Here is a 13,698-nt window from a genome sequence, read left to right on the forward strand (position 1 = left end):
GCGCTGCTTCGAAGTTGGAAGCTCCGCCCCCTTAGCTCATTGGTAGAGCACTTCCTTGGTAAGGAAGAGGTAGTGGGTCCGATTCCCACAGGGGGCTCAGGCTTGTAAGCGCTAGCCGCAGACAAGCCCGTGGCGGGGTAGCTCAGTTGGTTAGAGCACACGGCTCATAATCGTGGTGTCGCGGGTTCAATTCCCGCTCCCGCTACAAACGGCCCGGAACGTCTCAGACTTCCGGGCCTTTTCCTTGCCCGCAGACGCCGCCCGCGCGCTTGGGCAGCGGAGCGTAACCTCGGAACTTTTCGCGACACGCCGTCACTTCAGTCGGGATACGGGGCGTGTCTCGATTTTTTCCGAGTTTACTGGCGCTCCTGCTTTAAGCCATCAGGTTTCGTCCGTGTCGGGGTGGTGCCGGCGCGACCAGCGGCGAACCGCCTTCTCTGCCTCGACGATGATCAGCACGGTTGAACCGACCCCGATGCACAGCAGCCACTCCCACGCGGTTAGGGGAGTGAGCCCGAGCAGCTGGGCAGAGACGGGCCAGGTCATCACTGCCCAGTGGGCCAGGAGAGCACCCAGGGACGTGTAGAGCAACGGTTTGTTGGCGAGAAGCCGGAGCTGGAAGAGTGACTTGTGCTCCGCGCGGGCACTGAACACCTGAAAGAAGCTGAGCATCACGAAAATGGTCAGCGCTACGGTGCGCGCGTGCACCTCCGAGCTGCCTGCGTGCAGCTCCACGATGAAGCTCAGGAGCACGGCCAGCGCCATCCACGCTCCCGTGATCCCCGCCCGGAACCAGAGCGTGCGGGAGAGGAGTCCCTCGGAACGAGGCCGAGGAGGGCGGGTGAGTTCGTCTCCTTCCGCCGGTTCGAAAGCCAGAGCGATGTCCTGGACGCCGTTGGTCACCACGTTCATCCACAGCATCTGCACCGGAAGGAACAACAGTGGAGTTCCGGCGAACACGCTGAGGGTGACGGCCACGAGGGCGGCAGCGCCGGTGGAGAGCAGGAAGAAGGTGGTTTTTCGGATGGCGGCGAAGGTGACCCTGCCTTCTTCGACGGCATGCACGATGGTGACGAAGTTGTCGTCGGTCAGCACCAGGTCCGCGGCCTCGCGGGCGACGTCGGTCCCCGACCGGCCCATGGCCACTCCGATCGCCGCTGCCTTCAGCGCCGGGGCATCGTTGACACCGTCACCCGTGACGGCCACGATCTGACCGGTGCTTTGCAGGACCCTGACGATCCGGAGCTTGTCCTCGGGGGACACCCGGGCCGCCACGTTGGTTTCCGCCAGACGCGCAGACAGCATATGGTCGTCCAGGCCCGTCATTTCGGCCCCGGTCAGTGCCTGTTTTCCAGACGCCAGACCCAACCGCTCGGCGATGGCCGTCGCGGTCACCGGGTGATCACCGGTGATCATCTTGACCGTGATTCCGGCCTGCTGGCATCGCCGGATGGCCTCGGCCACGCCGTCCCGCGGCGGGTCGGTCATGCCCTCCAGCCCCAGGAAGGTGAGTCCGGACGGCGGCGGCAACGGTAGGACCAATCGCTCGTCATCTCCAACGACGCGCGAGCCGGTGGCAATGACCCGCAGGCCCTCCGCCCCCATCTCCACATTGGCCGCGTGGATCAGGGATTCGTCGAGGGGTCCGTCGCCCCCCTCCTGGGCCACGGCCGCGGAAGCGGCCAGGATGGCCTCCGGGGAGCCTTTGACGTAGAGGATCCGGCGTCCGTGTTCGTCTGCGTGGATTGTCTGTGAGTACCGTAGCTGCGGTTCATAGGGTTGGTGTGCCACCGCCGGGGCGGTGCGTTCGCGAACAGTGATGGAGCCCCGGTCCACGGCGACCTTGGCCATGGCGGCGTCGACGGCGTCGCCGGAGTACTCGTCGTTTCCTTCCTCCGCCGAGAGGGTGGCTTCGTTGGTCAGGGCACCTGCTCGGAGGACCGCGCGGACCAGCGTCGGGTCTTTCGTTCCGCCGTCGTCATCATCGGAGACGATATTGAGCAGGCCGGCCGTGGTCCAGACCCTCTCCACGGTTAGTTGGTTCTCCGTCAGGGTCCCGGTCTTGTCCGAGCCGATCACATTGGTTGATCCGAGGGTTTCAACGGCGGGCAGGATGCGGATGATCGCGTTACGTTTCGCCATGCGGGAGACGCCGACGCTGAGGGCCACGGTCAGAACGATGGGCAGGGACTCGGGGATCGTGGCGACGGCCAACGCAACGGCCGTGCGGAACAGTGTTGCCGCGTCATGGCCGAGACCGATGCCCGCGATGAAGATGAACACCAGGGCGCCGAGTACAGCCGCACCAATGCGCCGCTCCAGGGAGCGGGTCAGAAGCTGGAGCGGTGTTTGTGTGGACGGGACCTGGATGAGTGTGTTGATTTCACCCAGAGCGGTGTCGGCACCCGTGGCGATAACGACCCCTCGTCCTCGACCGCTGCCCACGAACGTGCCGCTGAACGCAACATTGGTTTTGTCCGCGTCGACGACATTCTCGGCAAGCGGATCGGTGTGCTTGGTCGCCGCGAAAGATTCGCCGGTGAGCATCGATTCGTCCACCTGAAGTGCGTTGCTGGCGAAGAGGCGAAGATCGGCGGGAACTCGTTCACCGCTCTCCAACAGGACGACGTCACCGGGGACGAGGTCGCGTCCGGGAAGCACCCGTTCCGTGCCGTCGCGCACGACCCGACAGTAGGGCGCGGAGAACGACTGCAGGGCGCGCACATCCCGCTCCGCTTTGCTTTCCTGCACGAAGCCCAGGGCGGCATTGATTGCGAGGATCAGCATGATGGCCACTGAGTCGACGTAGTGCTCCTGGAGGAGACTGACAATCGCGGCGACCAACAGGATGGCAATCAGTGGGCTGATGAACTGGCGCAGCAACACCCGCCACCAGGGTGTGACCGGGGTGACGGCAAACTCATTTGCGCCGACATCCGCCAGCCGGCGTGCGGCCTCGGTGTCGCTTAACCCGGCCGGGGAAGAGGACAGCGTCGCGAAGACCGCGTCCGAGGCGAGACTGTGCCACAACGGGGGCGTCGCCGCCGGGCCGGATGGTGCGGTTCGAGATTTCACAATCCCAGTCTCGATTCTTCTCCGTTGTATCTCAAGGTCATTCTTCCCGGTTTGGGCCTGATCGACCGGATGAGCTGCTGATCACGATCACGATAAGGCTGAGGTTAGTACGGATCTCCTGCACTGATGGAGCGCCCCAGGCGGCGGATGCCGTGGCTTCGTGGCATCCGCTGCCCGCCGTCGCCGCGTGAGCGCCGAGACAAATAGGCTTGCGCGCCGTACCGCCCAGACCCCGCCCGGAGCGTTATGCTCATTCAACGCGGAATCCCCCATGCTAAGGAAAGGTCTTTTTCGTGAATCTCCTGTTGATCATCGTCATCATCGTGGCTGTCCTCCTGCTCATTACGGGAGGCTTCGTGCAATCCCTGCAGTTCCTGCTCTACGTGGGACTCTTCCTCGTGGCTGTCGCTGTTATCGCCTTCCTGTTCCGGGCTATTTCGGGGCGCCGCAAATAGCCGTGATCGCGGTGGGGCGGCCGGGAAGCCGAGCCGCCCCACCGCGTCCGAGCGTGCGAAGATGGGTCGACGTGGGGCCGTCTCCGCGTTTATTCTGCAAGCCATGAGCGCTTACATCGTGTCGACCGGGTCCCGGCTCTCGGCACGGGAGAGAACAGACACCATGCTTGACCAGACCCACACCGCGTCAACAAGTGCCCCCGCCCGGGTTGTTGTTGTCGGCGACGCACTCATCGATGAACTCCGCGGCTCAGAGACGACGCGGCAGTTCCCCGGCGGTGCCGCACTCAACGTGGCGGTGGGCCTCGCGGTGCTCGGGGTTCCCACCACCCTGATCGCGATGCTCGGTGACGATGCGGATGGCGCGGTCATTCGCTCCTTCCTCGCGGACCACAACGTGGAGCTTCTGGCGACGCCGGCTCCGCGGGGCTCGTCGCGAGCGGTGTCCGACCGCGCCGACGGTGAGCCCCGTTACTACTTCAACGACGCGGCGAAAGCGCGCCGCATCGAGTTCGGGCTGGCGGAACGCGCGGCACTCGCCGCCGCGGCACTCATTGTGGTCAGCTGTTTTCCGTTCGACGACACCGTGCAGACCGAAGCGCTCGCGGCGAGCGTCGCCGACCCGGAGCATCGGCTCGTGATCGACCCGAATCCTCGCGCCGGCATGCTCCACGACGGCCCCCGCTTCGTGCGCAACTTTGAAGCGCTTGCCGCGCGCAGCCTGCTCACGAAGGTGGGGGACGAAGACGCCGAGATGCTCTACGACACGTCGCTCGCCGACCTCACCGTGCGCCTCCTTGACGGTGGAACCAGTACGGTCCTCGCGACGGCGGGGCGCAACGGCGCCCTGATCGCCCAGCGGGACGGCAGGAAGGTGAGCGAGCCCATTGCCGAGCTTCCGGGCGCCGTGATCGACACGATGGGCGCGGGCGACGCAACGCTCGCGGCATCCGTTGCCACCATCGTCACCCGTGGAGTTCCCGAGGATGCTGGTGCCTGGCAGGAGCTGCTGGCCGATGCCATGCGCACGGCGGCTGCAACCTGCCGCCATGAGGGCGCGCTGCTCCGCCGCCCGTAGCCCGCTCGGTGTGCCTCGACGCGCGCCGTTCACGCTCTCCCGCTCGGGTTGCGGTGTTTACCGGCCGGCGTCGGGCCGTGGCGGAGAGGTGGGGGGCTGCGCGGGAACGAGGGCGGGGCGCTTGGCGCTGCGACCGTCTCCGGAGGAGCGTCCGGTGAGGCGGCGGCCGATCCACGGCAGCACGTGTTCCCGGTAGTAGGCGGGCGTGCGCACCCGGGTCGCCGCAGTGGGCCCAGACGCGCCCTCCACGAACTCACCGGGGACAGGCAAGCCGAGGGCAGTGAGCGCGTTGGAGGCGACCCGCGCGTGCCCGCGCGCATTGAGGTGCAGATGATCGGACGACCAGTACCGCAGCAGCGCGAGCTCGGGATCGACCCAGTTGTCCACGTACGTGACACCCGGGCGGGTGAACCGCTCCCGGGCCGCATCGGCGAGCCTGTCGCCGCGGCGCTGAATGAGGGAGCCGAGCGGCAGGTGCCGCGTGGGGTTGCCGCCGGTGAGCATCAGAACGTGCGCGCCGCGCTCCAGCGCCTGGTCGACTACACTCTCGAGAAGGTCGACCACGGCCGGGATCTCCACCCGGGGGCGCATCACGTCGTTGCCGCCACCGCAGATGCTCAACAGGTCGGGGCCGAGCGCGAGCGCCGGATCCAGCTGGCCGTCGACGATCGGGCGCAGCAGCTTGCCGCGAATGGCGAGGTTCGCGTACTCGACGGGCGCAGCGGATGCCACGGCGAGCCCGAGCGCGACCAGGTCGGCCCACCCGCGCAGCTCTCCAGAGGGGAGCTCGTCGCCAACGCCCTCTGTGAAGCTGTCTCCCATGGCGACGTAGCGTGCGAAGGGCGCACGCTGCGCCGCGTTAGGTGGCGTCGGGTTCCTCGGCGGCGTCGGCGATGTTGGCCTCGACGTCAGCAGCGTCCACTGCGGCCTCGACGCTCTCTGCCTCGGCGGCAGGCGTGTGCGAGTCGGGTGCGGTCGGCAGGCCGAGACGCGCGGTGAGCGCATCGCGGGACTGCTGGGCCGCGCGGCGCACCTCCTTGTCGGGGTCGCGCAGACGCGCCACGATCCACGAGTGGTGCTCCACGGTGCCGAGCGCGGCCAGGGCCTGCACGGCGGCGGCGCGTACGCGGGGGGTCTCGTCGGTGGTGAGGCGAGTGAGTCGCTTGAGGGCGTGCAGCTTGCGCAGCAGAATCACCTTGGCGCACATTTCGCGGACGCGCCAGGACTGGTTGTCAAGACCGCCAATGACGGTTTCGTTGGCCGACTCGCTCCACACATACATGAGAGCGCGAGCGCCCCACAGCTCCGGCCAGTACAGTGAGGGAGCGCCATCCAGGATGCCCTGGGCATGCTCGCCGCCCACGTACAGCAAGAAGTCTTCACCCGCGTTGTCGCCCTTGAGCAGGGCAATGGAACGGTCGATGACCGCAGGCTCTCCGTACCGCTTGACCGCCGCAGCGATGCGGTCGGCAATGGGGAGATCGATGGGAACGACGGGTTCTGAAGACGAATTCTTGCGCATTTGTATTAACGGTACCAACTGAGGGCGCCAACAACGAATATTGGCGGGGTTCAGGGAAGATTCAGGCGGTAACGGATGCCGCGGCATCCGTTACAACTGCCGCCTCCGGTTCCGACAAGGTGCGTTCGAACCCCGAGGCGTTCTCAAAGATGCCGTAATTCCCGATGTCCCGGTAGCCGAGGCTGCGATACAGGGCGAGGGCCTCGGGCTGGGCGTATCCCGTCTCGAGGCGCACGCGGGCAAAACCGAGGCGCCCGGCGAGGGCTTCGAGGGCACGGAGAATGCTCCTTGCGTGGCCCTGGCGGCGGTAGTCGGGGTTGGTCCACATGCGCTTGATCTCGGCGGTCTCGGCGTCAAAACGGTGGATGCCGCCGCCGGCGACGGTGTGCTCGCCGTCGAGCAGCACGAGAAACCCACCGTTCGGCGCCTCGAATTCTTCGGCCGGAACATCTTCGGTCGAGTCACCGGCGCCCGCACCGTAACGCGAGTTGTATTCGAGGCGGAGACCCGCCAGGAGAGGGGCTACTTCGGGGGATGAGAAACGAACCAAGCTAAATTGCACGTATACCAGTGTGCACGATCAGCCCGGGAATCAGCTGGTCGTGGTCCGGGCGCACCTAAACTCGTAGGCGTGTCAGTAAACCCAGACCTGCAGGGGCGTGTCTTTCCGCCCGTCGCGCCGTATCTCGTTGGCCGTGAAAAGGTGCGCGAGTTCTCCCGCGCCGTGTTCGCGACCCATCCCATCAACCACGACCCGCTGGCGGCCCGCGCGGCCGGCCACGCCGATGTCGTGGCGCCGCCCACGTTCGCCGTGGTCGTGCAGGAGGCAACTCTCGCCCAGCTGCTCGCCGAACCCGACGCGGGCATTGACTTCAGTCGTGTCGTGCACGGCGACCAGCGATTCAGCTACACGCGACCCATCGTGGCCGGCGACGAGCTCACCGCCACGCTGTCTATCACGAGCATCAAGTCCCTCGGCGGTCACGCCATGGTGACGGCCGTGTCCACCATCGTCGATGCGGCGGGCGACCACGTGGTCACCGCAACCTCGACCCTCGTCGTCAGGGGAGACGAATGAACCCCGATTTCGCTTCACTGAGCGTCGGCGACGTCGTGGCCACCGCGAGTTTCTCGTTGACGCGCGATTCCCTCGTTCGGTACGCCGGGGCATCCGGTGACTTCAATCCCATTCACTACCGTGACGATGTCGCCGTGTCGGTGGGGCTCTCCGGCGTTCTCGCGCACGGGATGCTCACCATGGGCTTCGCAGTGCAGCCCGTCGTCGACTGGGCTGGCGACCCGGCCCGGGTGGTCGACTACCAGGTGCGCTTCACGCGCCCGGTGTTCGTCGACCCGCTGACGGGCGCCGAAGTGACGGTGGCGGCCAAGGTTGGTGCCCTCGACGCGGATGCCCGCATCGCGCGCATCGACCTCACCGTGACGTTCAACGACCAGACCGTGCTTGGTAAGGCACAGGCCCGCGTCAGTTTCGCCTAGCGTCTACCTGCCCGAACCCGTGTCACAACGTCTGGAATCTTCGATGATCGAGCCCCTTGCCTTCTCCGAGCTCACCACCATGCGCGTGGGCGGCCCGCCGAGCGCCATGGTGGCGCCCGCGACCGAGCAGGCGCTCATCAACGAGGCACTGGTCGTGTGGGGAATCGATGAAGAGTGGATGCTGCTCGGAGGCGGCTCGAACACGGTGGTGAGCGACGAGGGCTTTGACGGGATCGTCATTCGCGTGCTCACCCGCGGCATCGAGGTTCTCGCGGATGCGGGCGACGGGCTCGTGCGGCTGCGCGTGCAGGCCGGGGAGCCGTGGGACGACCTCGTCGCCCACACCGTGGAGCAGGGTTGGGCCGGCATCGAGGCGCTCTCCGGAATCCCCGGATCGAGCGGCGCGGCCCCGGTGCAGAACATTGGCGCCTACGGGCAGGAGCTCTCCGACAGCCTCCTGGCCGTGGATTTTCTCGACTACGAGACGGGAGAGGTGCGCCGCATGGATGCCGCGGAGCTGGAACTCGGCTACCGCACGTCCGCGCTCAAGCAGGGACTGCGCGGAATCGTGGTGGCAATCGAGCTGGGGCTGCGGGATACCCGCGCCGAGGCCTACGTTCTGGGGTCGGCGCTCAGCCAGCCGGTGGCGTACGCGCAGCTGGCCGTTGCCCTCGGCGTGCAACCGGGCGACCGTGTGCCGCTTGCGACCGTGCGGGACACGGTGCTCGGGCTGCGCGCGGCCAAGGGCATGGTGCTTGACCCGAACGACCCAGACACCGCGAGCGCCGGCTCGTTCTTCACGAACCCGATCGTGACCGAGCAGTTCGCTCGCACGCTGCCGGCGACGGCTCCCCGGTGGGTGCTGGAACCTGAGCTGCCCGACCGGATCATTCCGCTTGACGAGTACGCCGGTGTCGGGCCGATGCCGGGGGTCAGAGACCCGCGTCCCGTCAAGCTCAGCGCCGCGTGGCTGATCGAGAATTCGGGGGTGCGCAAGGGCTTTCACCTGCCCGGCTCCCGGGCCGCCGTGTCGAGCAAACACACGCTCGCGCTCACCAACACGGGCGGGGCATCCGCCGCGGACATCGCCGAGCTGGCGCGCTACGTGCTCGGCCGGGTGCAGGCCGAATTCGGCGTGAACCTGCAGCCTGAGCCCGTTCTGGTGGGACTCGAACTGTAGGTCACCGTGGCGCAGGGACGCGTCACCCGGCGGCCCGGTTAGCCTGCGCGACGGGCGGGGGCCGCGATCCCGGCGGCAATGAGGCCGAGGCCGAGACCGAGGACGATCACCCCGCCGAGCAGGGGCGTTCGTTTCAGGTGTGCCGACACAGGAAGCCGCGGGAGAAGAAGCAGGTGCCGAACCCGCCCCTCTACCGATTCCCGCGGAGCCGGAGCCGAAGCCGGAGCCGAAACGGGACGGAGGGATGGCGAGGTCGGCCTCGCGATCGCGGCGCACCAGAGAGACGATGAGCCAGGCGATGCCGCCAACGAGGAGCAGGCCCAAATTCAACCTGTGGCCTCTCAGCCGGCGGTAACTACGTGTCCTTGCGGATCCAGCGGAACGTCACGCGGCTGAGCACGAGACCCACCACGAGCCAGAGACCGAGGGCCAGGGCCACGCCCACCAGGTTCCACGTGCCGGTCTGCTCGGCGGCCGCGAAGTCCTCGGGGAGAAAGACGGCGCGCATACCCTGGGCCATCCACTTGAGCGGGAACACGCTCGCGAGGTGCTGCATCCACTCCGGCAGGTTGGTGAATTGCAGATAGACGCCCGAGATGAACTGCAGCACGAGCACAATCGGAATGACGACGGCCGTGGCGCTCTTGCCGGAACGGGGAACGGCTGAGAGCGCTATGCCGAGAAACGCCGAGGTGATCATGCCGACAATGAACACCCACGCGAAGGTGAGCCATTTCTCGGACTCGGTCGGCAGTGAGATCGCGAGTACGAACCGCGCCACGAGCAGCAGCAGTCCTGCCTGCAGGACGCCGGTCACGAAAACCTGTCCGATCTTCCCGACGAAGTAGCTTATCGGCGAGAGCGGTGTGCCGCCGAGCCGCTTGAGGGTTCCATCGCTCTTTTCGCCCGCAATGTCCACGGCGAGGTTTTGCACGCCGGAGAGCAGCATCCCGGCCGCGAGCATGCCGGGCAGAAAATACGCGCCAGCGCTCACGCCGCCGGTCCCGTCAGGGTTTGTCCCGAAGTTACCCGCCGCGCTGAACGCCGCGGTCAAGATGCCCAGCATGATGAACGGGAACAAGAACGTGAAGAACAGGGTGTCGGGCGAACGAAAATACACCCGCGTCTCGTAGCCGATTCGCGACAGGCCGAGAGCGAGAACGTTCATGCGGTCTCCTCCTTCGCCGGTGGGGTGGATGCCGCGTCGCCGTCGCCGAGCGCCGCCCTGCTGCGCGCCGTGTCGGTCTGGGCGTCGTGATCGCGCACGAGCGCGAGGTAGACGTCCTCGAGGCTTGGGCGGATGACCTCAAGATCCTGGGGTTCCGCGCCGCCCAGGCTTTCCACGAGGCGTGGCCACCACGCGCGCGGGTTCGGCGGTGCGCTCCTGCCGCGTCGCTCCGGAGGCGTCTCGCCAGCGCACGAGGGGAATTCTGGCCTGCGCCCCGCCAATCTGGTCGATGGTGCCGATGTCGATGAGCTCGCCGCCGGCAATGATTCCGGCCCGATCGCCGAGCTGCGCGGCCTCGTCGAGGTAGTGCGTGGTCAGCAGGATCGTGGTGCCCTCAGACTTGAGCCCACGGATGAGGGCCCAGAACTGGTGCCTGGCCTCGGGATCGAACCCCGGGGTCGGTTCGTCAAGAAAGAGAAGTTCGGGGCGTCCGATGATGCCCAGCGCCACATCCACTCGCCGACGCTGGCCGCCGGAGAGTTTGCTGATGCGAGTTCTCGCCTTCTCGCGCAGGCCGGCCGCGTCGATCACCTCGTCGACGTTTCTGGGGTGCGGGTCGACGCCGAGCACGCTCACCTCGCCCCCCGCTGCGGTCGCGGTAGCCCTCGAGGATCTCGATGGTGGTGCTCTTGCCGGCACCGTTCGGCCCCAGCAGGGCGAAGGTCTCCCCGGCGGCGATGTCGAAGCTGACCCCGTCGACGGCCGCAACCGTGCCGTACGACTTACGCAGGTTCCGAACACCAACCACCGGATACGTGGATGCCATGTCTACAGAATGCCCCCATTCGGCGACGCTCGCCAGTGGTTCACTCGGGGGTTAGGCGAAGAGGCGCTGCAGGCGCTGTACGCCCTCGAGCAGGGCGGCGTCGCCGAGCGCATAGGACAGGCGCAGGAAGCCGCTCGGGCCGAAGGCCTCCCCTGGCACGACGGCCACCTCCGCCTTATCGAGGATGAGGTCAGCGAGCTCGAGCGACGAGGTGGGCGTGACGCCGGCCCACTCGCGGCCGAGCAGGCCGGTCACATCGGGGTAGACATAGAACGCGCCCTGCGGAGTGGGCGTCAGGATGCCCTCGATCTTGTTGAGTTCGGCGACGACGAGCTGGCGGCGCCGGTCGAATGCGCTGTGCATCTCACGGGCGGCGTCCTGCGGACCGTTGAGGGCCGCAATGGCGGCGCGCTGCGAGATGTTCGACACGTTGGATGACAGGTGGGACTGCAGGTTGCCGGCCGCCTTCATGGCGTCGGCGGGGCCGACCATCCAGCCCACGCGCCACCCGGTCATGGCGTAGGTCTTGGCCACGCCGTTCACGAGGATGGTTCGGTCGGCGAGGGCGGGAACGGCCTCGACAATGGAGACCGCGCGCATACCGTCGTAGACGAGGTTCTGGTAGATCTCATCGGAGATGACCCAGAGGCCGTTCTCCTCGGCCCAGTCACCGATGGCCTTGGTCTGCTCCGGCGAATACACGGCACCGGTGGGATTGGAGGGCGAGACGAACAGCAGCACCTTGGTGCGTGGGGTTCGTGCGGCCTCAAGCTGTTCCACGGTGACGAGGTAGCCCTGGTCGCTGCCAGCGAAGACGTTGACGGGGACACCGCCGGCGAGCCGGATCGCCTCGGGATAGGTGGTCCAGTACGGCGTGGGAACGATCACTTCGTCGCCCGGATCGAGCAGTGTGGCGAAGGCCTGGTACACGGCCTGCTTGCCGCCGTTGGTGACGACCACCTGGCTCGGTGAAACGGAGAGCCCGCTGTCACGCAGGGTCTTTGCCGCAACGGCTTCGCGCAGGTCCGGCAGTCCGGCCGCCGGGGTGTAGCGGTAGTTCTTGGGATCGTGCACGGCCGCGAGGGCCGCTTCCACGATGTGTGCGGGGGTGACAAAGTCCGGCTCCCCGGCTGCGAAGCTGATCACCGGTCGCCCGGCGGCCTGCAATGCCTTCGCCCTCCCGTCAACCTTGAGGGTCGCCGACTCCGCAATGGAGCCGATCCGGGTGGAAATCCGCTGGAGTTCGTGTTTCACGCTTCGAGCATACGGGGCACCGCGCAGGCACGCCAGAGCGGTGCCCCGAATTGGCGGCGAACCCGTCGTCGACGGCTCCCGACTTTACACTCGGCCCCGAGTCACCTAGACTTGGTGGAGGTAGTTGAATTCTGCCATGCTTTTTTGCGCCTTTTTGGTGTGGTGGGGCATGCGAAATTTACTCCATAGGGTGGTGGCTCAATTGGTAGAGCAGCGGTCTCCAAAACCGCAGGTTGCAGGTTCGAGTCCTGTCCGCCCTGCAAGTCGGTGGTAAATCCATCGGCCCATGAAAGGTGTAACAGGTGGCCCGAAAAGTTGTCGACGAACCCGGTGAGGAAGTTGTCGCGAACGCAAGAATGGCCCGCGAATCCAAACGCGGTCCCTTCGCTCGGTTGTCCCTGTTCTTCCGACAGGTCATCGCCGAACTCCGCAAGGTCGTCACGCCGACCCGTAAGGAGCTGCTCAGCTACACCGGTGTCGTACTCGTTTTCGTCGTGATCATGATGGTTATCGTTTCCGCGTTCGACTGGGTGTTCGCCTTCGTGGTCACCTACATGTTCGGCACGCCGTAACCGTTCGAGCTGCCGCACCCCATCATGGCAACGCCGTAGCGGCGGGTTTCCTGACGAAGCAAGCGAAATAGAGAAGGATTGAGATTTAGTGACTGAGACGAAGCATGACGATGTCGACTGGGCCACTGCCGCCGAGCAGTCCGGCGACGACGATGAGGCACAAGAGGGCAACACCCTCGCCGCCGAAGAGAATTCGGTAGAGGCCGCCGAGCACGCTGCCCTGCACGTCATCGACGAGAACGACGACGTCGAGGTCAACCTCGATGCAGCCCTCGACGCGCTTGCCGATTCGTCCGATCCCGAAGCCGACGTAATCGTCGACGACGCGCTCGACATCGATTCTGTTGGTGAAGCGGATGCCTCGGTTGCGGCCGTCGAGGGCGAAGGAGAGATTGTCACCGAGGAGGCTTCCGAGGAAGCCCCCGCAGAGGTCGACCCGTACGATGCGTTCCGCAAGGAGCTGCGCTTCCTGCCCGGCAAGTGGTACGTCATCCACTCCTACGCCGGCTTCGAGCGTCGCGTGAAGTCGAACATCGAGAACCGCAAGCAGTCCATGGCCATGGAAGATTTCATCTACCAGGTCGAGGTTCCGATGGAAGATGTCGTCGAGATTAAGAATGGCCAGCGCAAGATGGTCACTCGAGTCCGCATCCCGGGCTACGTGCTCGTGCGCATGGACCTCGACGAGGACAGCTGGTCGGTTGTTCGCCACACGCCCGGTGTCACGGGCTTCGTGGGTAACGCCCACAACCCCACCCCCCTGCGTTTCGAGGAGGCTTTCGGCATGCTCAAGGGTCTCGTCGAGATTCAGGAAGCACCTGCTGCAAAGGGCAAGGCGCACAGCGGCAAGTCCCCGCAGCGCGTCGTCGCTGCCGAGGTCGACTACGAAATCGGCGAGACGATCACCATCAAGGAAGGTTCGTTCGCGGGCCTGCCCGGTTCCATCAGCGAGATCAAGCCAGAGAGCGGCAAGCTCATTGTGCTCGTGTCCCTCTTCGAGCGCGAGACCCCGGTCGAGCTCAGCTTCGATCAGGTCACCAAGCTCTAGGCTCCAGTAGCTCAGTCCCCAAA

At 66.2% G+C, this 13,698-nt stretch carries 13 protein-coding genes, 3 tRNA genes and 1 pseudogene; 10 read left to right on the forward strand and 7 right to left on the reverse strand.

The window, feature by feature from the left end; translation table 11 throughout:
• Positions 1-25 precede the first annotated feature (25 nt).
• Together EDD25_RS10520 and EDD25_RS10525 are read left to right on the forward strand one after the other, a co-directional pair.
• Positions 26-97: transfer RNA gene (locus tag EDD25_RS10520), tRNA-Thr, on the forward strand.
• 34 nt (positions 98-131) lie between these two features.
• Positions 132-205: transfer RNA gene (locus EDD25_RS10525), tRNA-Met, on the forward strand.
• Positions 206-381: 176 nt separating this feature from the next.
• On the opposite strand, the gene EDD25_RS10530 is transcribed toward EDD25_RS10525, so the two are convergent.
• Complete coding sequence (locus tag EDD25_RS10530; protein WP_134173231.1) at positions 382-3,075, reverse strand: cation-translocating P-type ATPase; 2,694 nt, start codon at positions 3,073-3,075, stop codon at positions 382-384.
• Between the two features lie 293 nt (positions 3,076-3,368).
• Between EDD25_RS10530 and EDD25_RS17550 the strand changes: the two genes are divergently transcribed.
• On the forward strand, positions 3,369-3,530 hold the full coding sequence (locus tag EDD25_RS17550; protein WP_166671271.1) for a hypothetical protein: 162 nt from the start codon (positions 3,369-3,371) through the stop codon (positions 3,528-3,530).
• Between the two features lie 103 nt (positions 3,531-3,633).
• Entirely contained in the window at positions 3,634-4,608 is a 975-nt protein-coding gene (locus EDD25_RS10535) for a PfkB family carbohydrate kinase (protein WP_241986368.1), read from the forward strand.
• A 57-nt stretch (positions 4,609-4,665) separates the two neighbouring features.
• Here the strand turns inward: EDD25_RS10535 and EDD25_RS10540 are convergent, their stop codons facing one another.
• The 3 genes from EDD25_RS10540 to EDD25_RS10550 all read right to left on the reverse strand — a co-directional run bounded on the left by EDD25_RS10540 (position 4,666) and on the right by EDD25_RS10550 (position 6,692).
• Positions 4,666-5,430 (reverse strand): SGNH/GDSL hydrolase family protein, encoded by a 765-nt coding sequence (locus EDD25_RS10540; protein WP_134173232.1) that lies wholly within the window; start codon positions 5,428-5,430, stop codon positions 4,666-4,668.
• 37 nt (positions 5,431-5,467) lie between these two features.
• Positions 5,468-6,130, reverse strand: a complete 663-nt coding sequence (locus EDD25_RS10545) for a HEAT repeat domain-containing protein (protein WP_134173233.1) — start codon at positions 6,128-6,130, stop codon at positions 5,468-5,470.
• 61 nt (positions 6,131-6,191) lie between these two features.
• On the reverse strand, positions 6,192-6,692 hold the full coding sequence (locus EDD25_RS10550) for a GNAT family N-acetyltransferase (protein ID WP_198418856.1): 501 nt from the start codon (positions 6,690-6,692) through the stop codon (positions 6,192-6,194).
• A 69-nt stretch (positions 6,693-6,761) separates the two neighbouring features.
• On the opposite strand from EDD25_RS10550, the gene EDD25_RS10555 reads away from it, so the two are divergent.
• Genes EDD25_RS10555 through EDD25_RS10565 form a run of 3 tightly spaced genes read left to right on the forward strand, consistent with a single transcriptional unit; the run spans position 6,762 to position 8,807 of the window.
• The gene (locus tag EDD25_RS10555) at positions 6,762-7,208 is read left to right on the forward strand and encodes an FAS1-like dehydratase domain-containing protein (RefSeq protein WP_134173235.1); all 447 of its coding nucleotides are present in this window, start codon (positions 6,762-6,764) and stop codon (positions 7,206-7,208) included.
• Positions 7,205-7,627: a MaoC family dehydratase gene (locus EDD25_RS10560; protein ID WP_134173236.1), complete on the forward strand. Its 423-nt coding sequence runs from the start codon at positions 7,205-7,207 to the stop codon at positions 7,625-7,627. The genes EDD25_RS10555 and EDD25_RS10560 overlap by 4 nt, the downstream gene beginning before the upstream one ends.
• A 43-nt stretch (positions 7,628-7,670) precedes the next feature.
• Entirely contained in the window at positions 7,671-8,807 is a 1,137-nt protein-coding gene (locus EDD25_RS10565; RefSeq protein ID WP_134173237.1) for a UDP-N-acetylmuramate dehydrogenase, read from the forward strand.
• Between the two features lie 355 nt (positions 8,808-9,162).
• Here the strand turns inward: EDD25_RS10565 and EDD25_RS10570 are convergent, their stop codons facing one another.
• From EDD25_RS10570 to EDD25_RS10580, 3 genes and pseudogenes are all read right to left on the reverse strand, one after another.
• Positions 9,163-9,975 (reverse strand): ABC transporter permease, encoded by an 813-nt coding sequence (locus tag EDD25_RS10570; protein ID WP_134173238.1) that lies wholly within the window; start codon positions 9,973-9,975, stop codon positions 9,163-9,165.
• Positions 9,972-10,801, reverse strand: a pseudogene (locus EDD25_RS10575) (ABC transporter ATP-binding protein). Before EDD25_RS10575 ends, EDD25_RS10570 begins: the two are co-directional and overlap by 4 nt.
• Positions 10,802-10,852: 51 nt before the next feature.
• Positions 10,853-12,055, reverse strand: coding sequence for a pyridoxal phosphate-dependent aminotransferase (locus EDD25_RS10580; protein ID WP_134173239.1), 1,203 nt, complete (start codon positions 12,053-12,055; stop codon positions 10,853-10,855).
• Between the two features lie 187 nt (positions 12,056-12,242).
• Between EDD25_RS10580 and EDD25_RS10585 the strand changes: the two genes are divergently transcribed.
• The 3 genes from EDD25_RS10585 (at position 12,243) to nusG (ending at position 13,675) form a co-directional block, all read left to right on the forward strand.
• A tRNA-Trp gene (locus EDD25_RS10585) sits at positions 12,243-12,315 on the forward strand.
• 42 nt (positions 12,316-12,357) lie between these two features.
• Positions 12,358-12,627 carry a preprotein translocase subunit SecE gene (gene secE / locus EDD25_RS10590; RefSeq protein ID WP_134173240.1) on the forward strand — a complete coding sequence of 90 codons (270 nt, stop codon included), beginning with the start codon at positions 12,358-12,360 and terminating at the stop codon, positions 12,625-12,627.
• Between the two features lie 88 nt (positions 12,628-12,715).
• On the forward strand, positions 12,716-13,675 hold the full coding sequence (nusG, locus tag EDD25_RS10595) for a transcription termination/antitermination protein NusG (RefSeq protein WP_134173241.1): 960 nt from the start codon (positions 12,716-12,718) through the stop codon (positions 13,673-13,675).
• Positions 13,676-13,698: the final 23 nt, after the last annotated feature.

This window comes from Cryobacterium psychrophilum (genome assembly GCF_004365915.1).
Taxonomy (GTDB): domain Bacteria; phylum Actinomycetota; class Actinomycetes; order Actinomycetales; family Microbacteriaceae; genus Cryobacterium; species Cryobacterium psychrophilum.

What these genes read in the sequence shown, in the direction of transcription:
- EDD25_RS10540 (WP_134173232.1), bottom strand. Translation starts at nt 5,430, where the DNA reads ATGGGAGACAGCTTCACAGAGGGCGTTGGCGACGAGCTCCCCTCTGGA.
- EDD25_RS10535 (WP_241986368.1), top strand. Translation starts at nt 3,634, where the DNA reads ATGAGCGCTTACATCGTGTCGACCGGGTCCCGGCTCTCGGCACGGGAG.
- EDD25_RS10570 (WP_134173238.1), bottom strand. Translation starts at nt 9,975, where the DNA reads ATGAACGTTCTCGCTCTCGGCCTGTCGCGAATCGGCTACGAGACGCGG.
- EDD25_RS10545 (WP_134173233.1), bottom strand. Translation starts at nt 6,130, where the DNA reads ATGCGCAAGAATTCGTCTTCAGAACCCGTCGTTCCCATCGATCTCCCC.
- EDD25_RS10565 (WP_134173237.1), top strand. Translation starts at nt 7,671, where the DNA reads ATGATCGAGCCCCTTGCCTTCTCCGAGCTCACCACCATGCGCGTGGGC.
- EDD25_RS10560 (WP_134173236.1), top strand. Translation starts at nt 7,205, where the DNA reads ATGAACCCCGATTTCGCTTCACTGAGCGTCGGCGACGTCGTGGCCACC.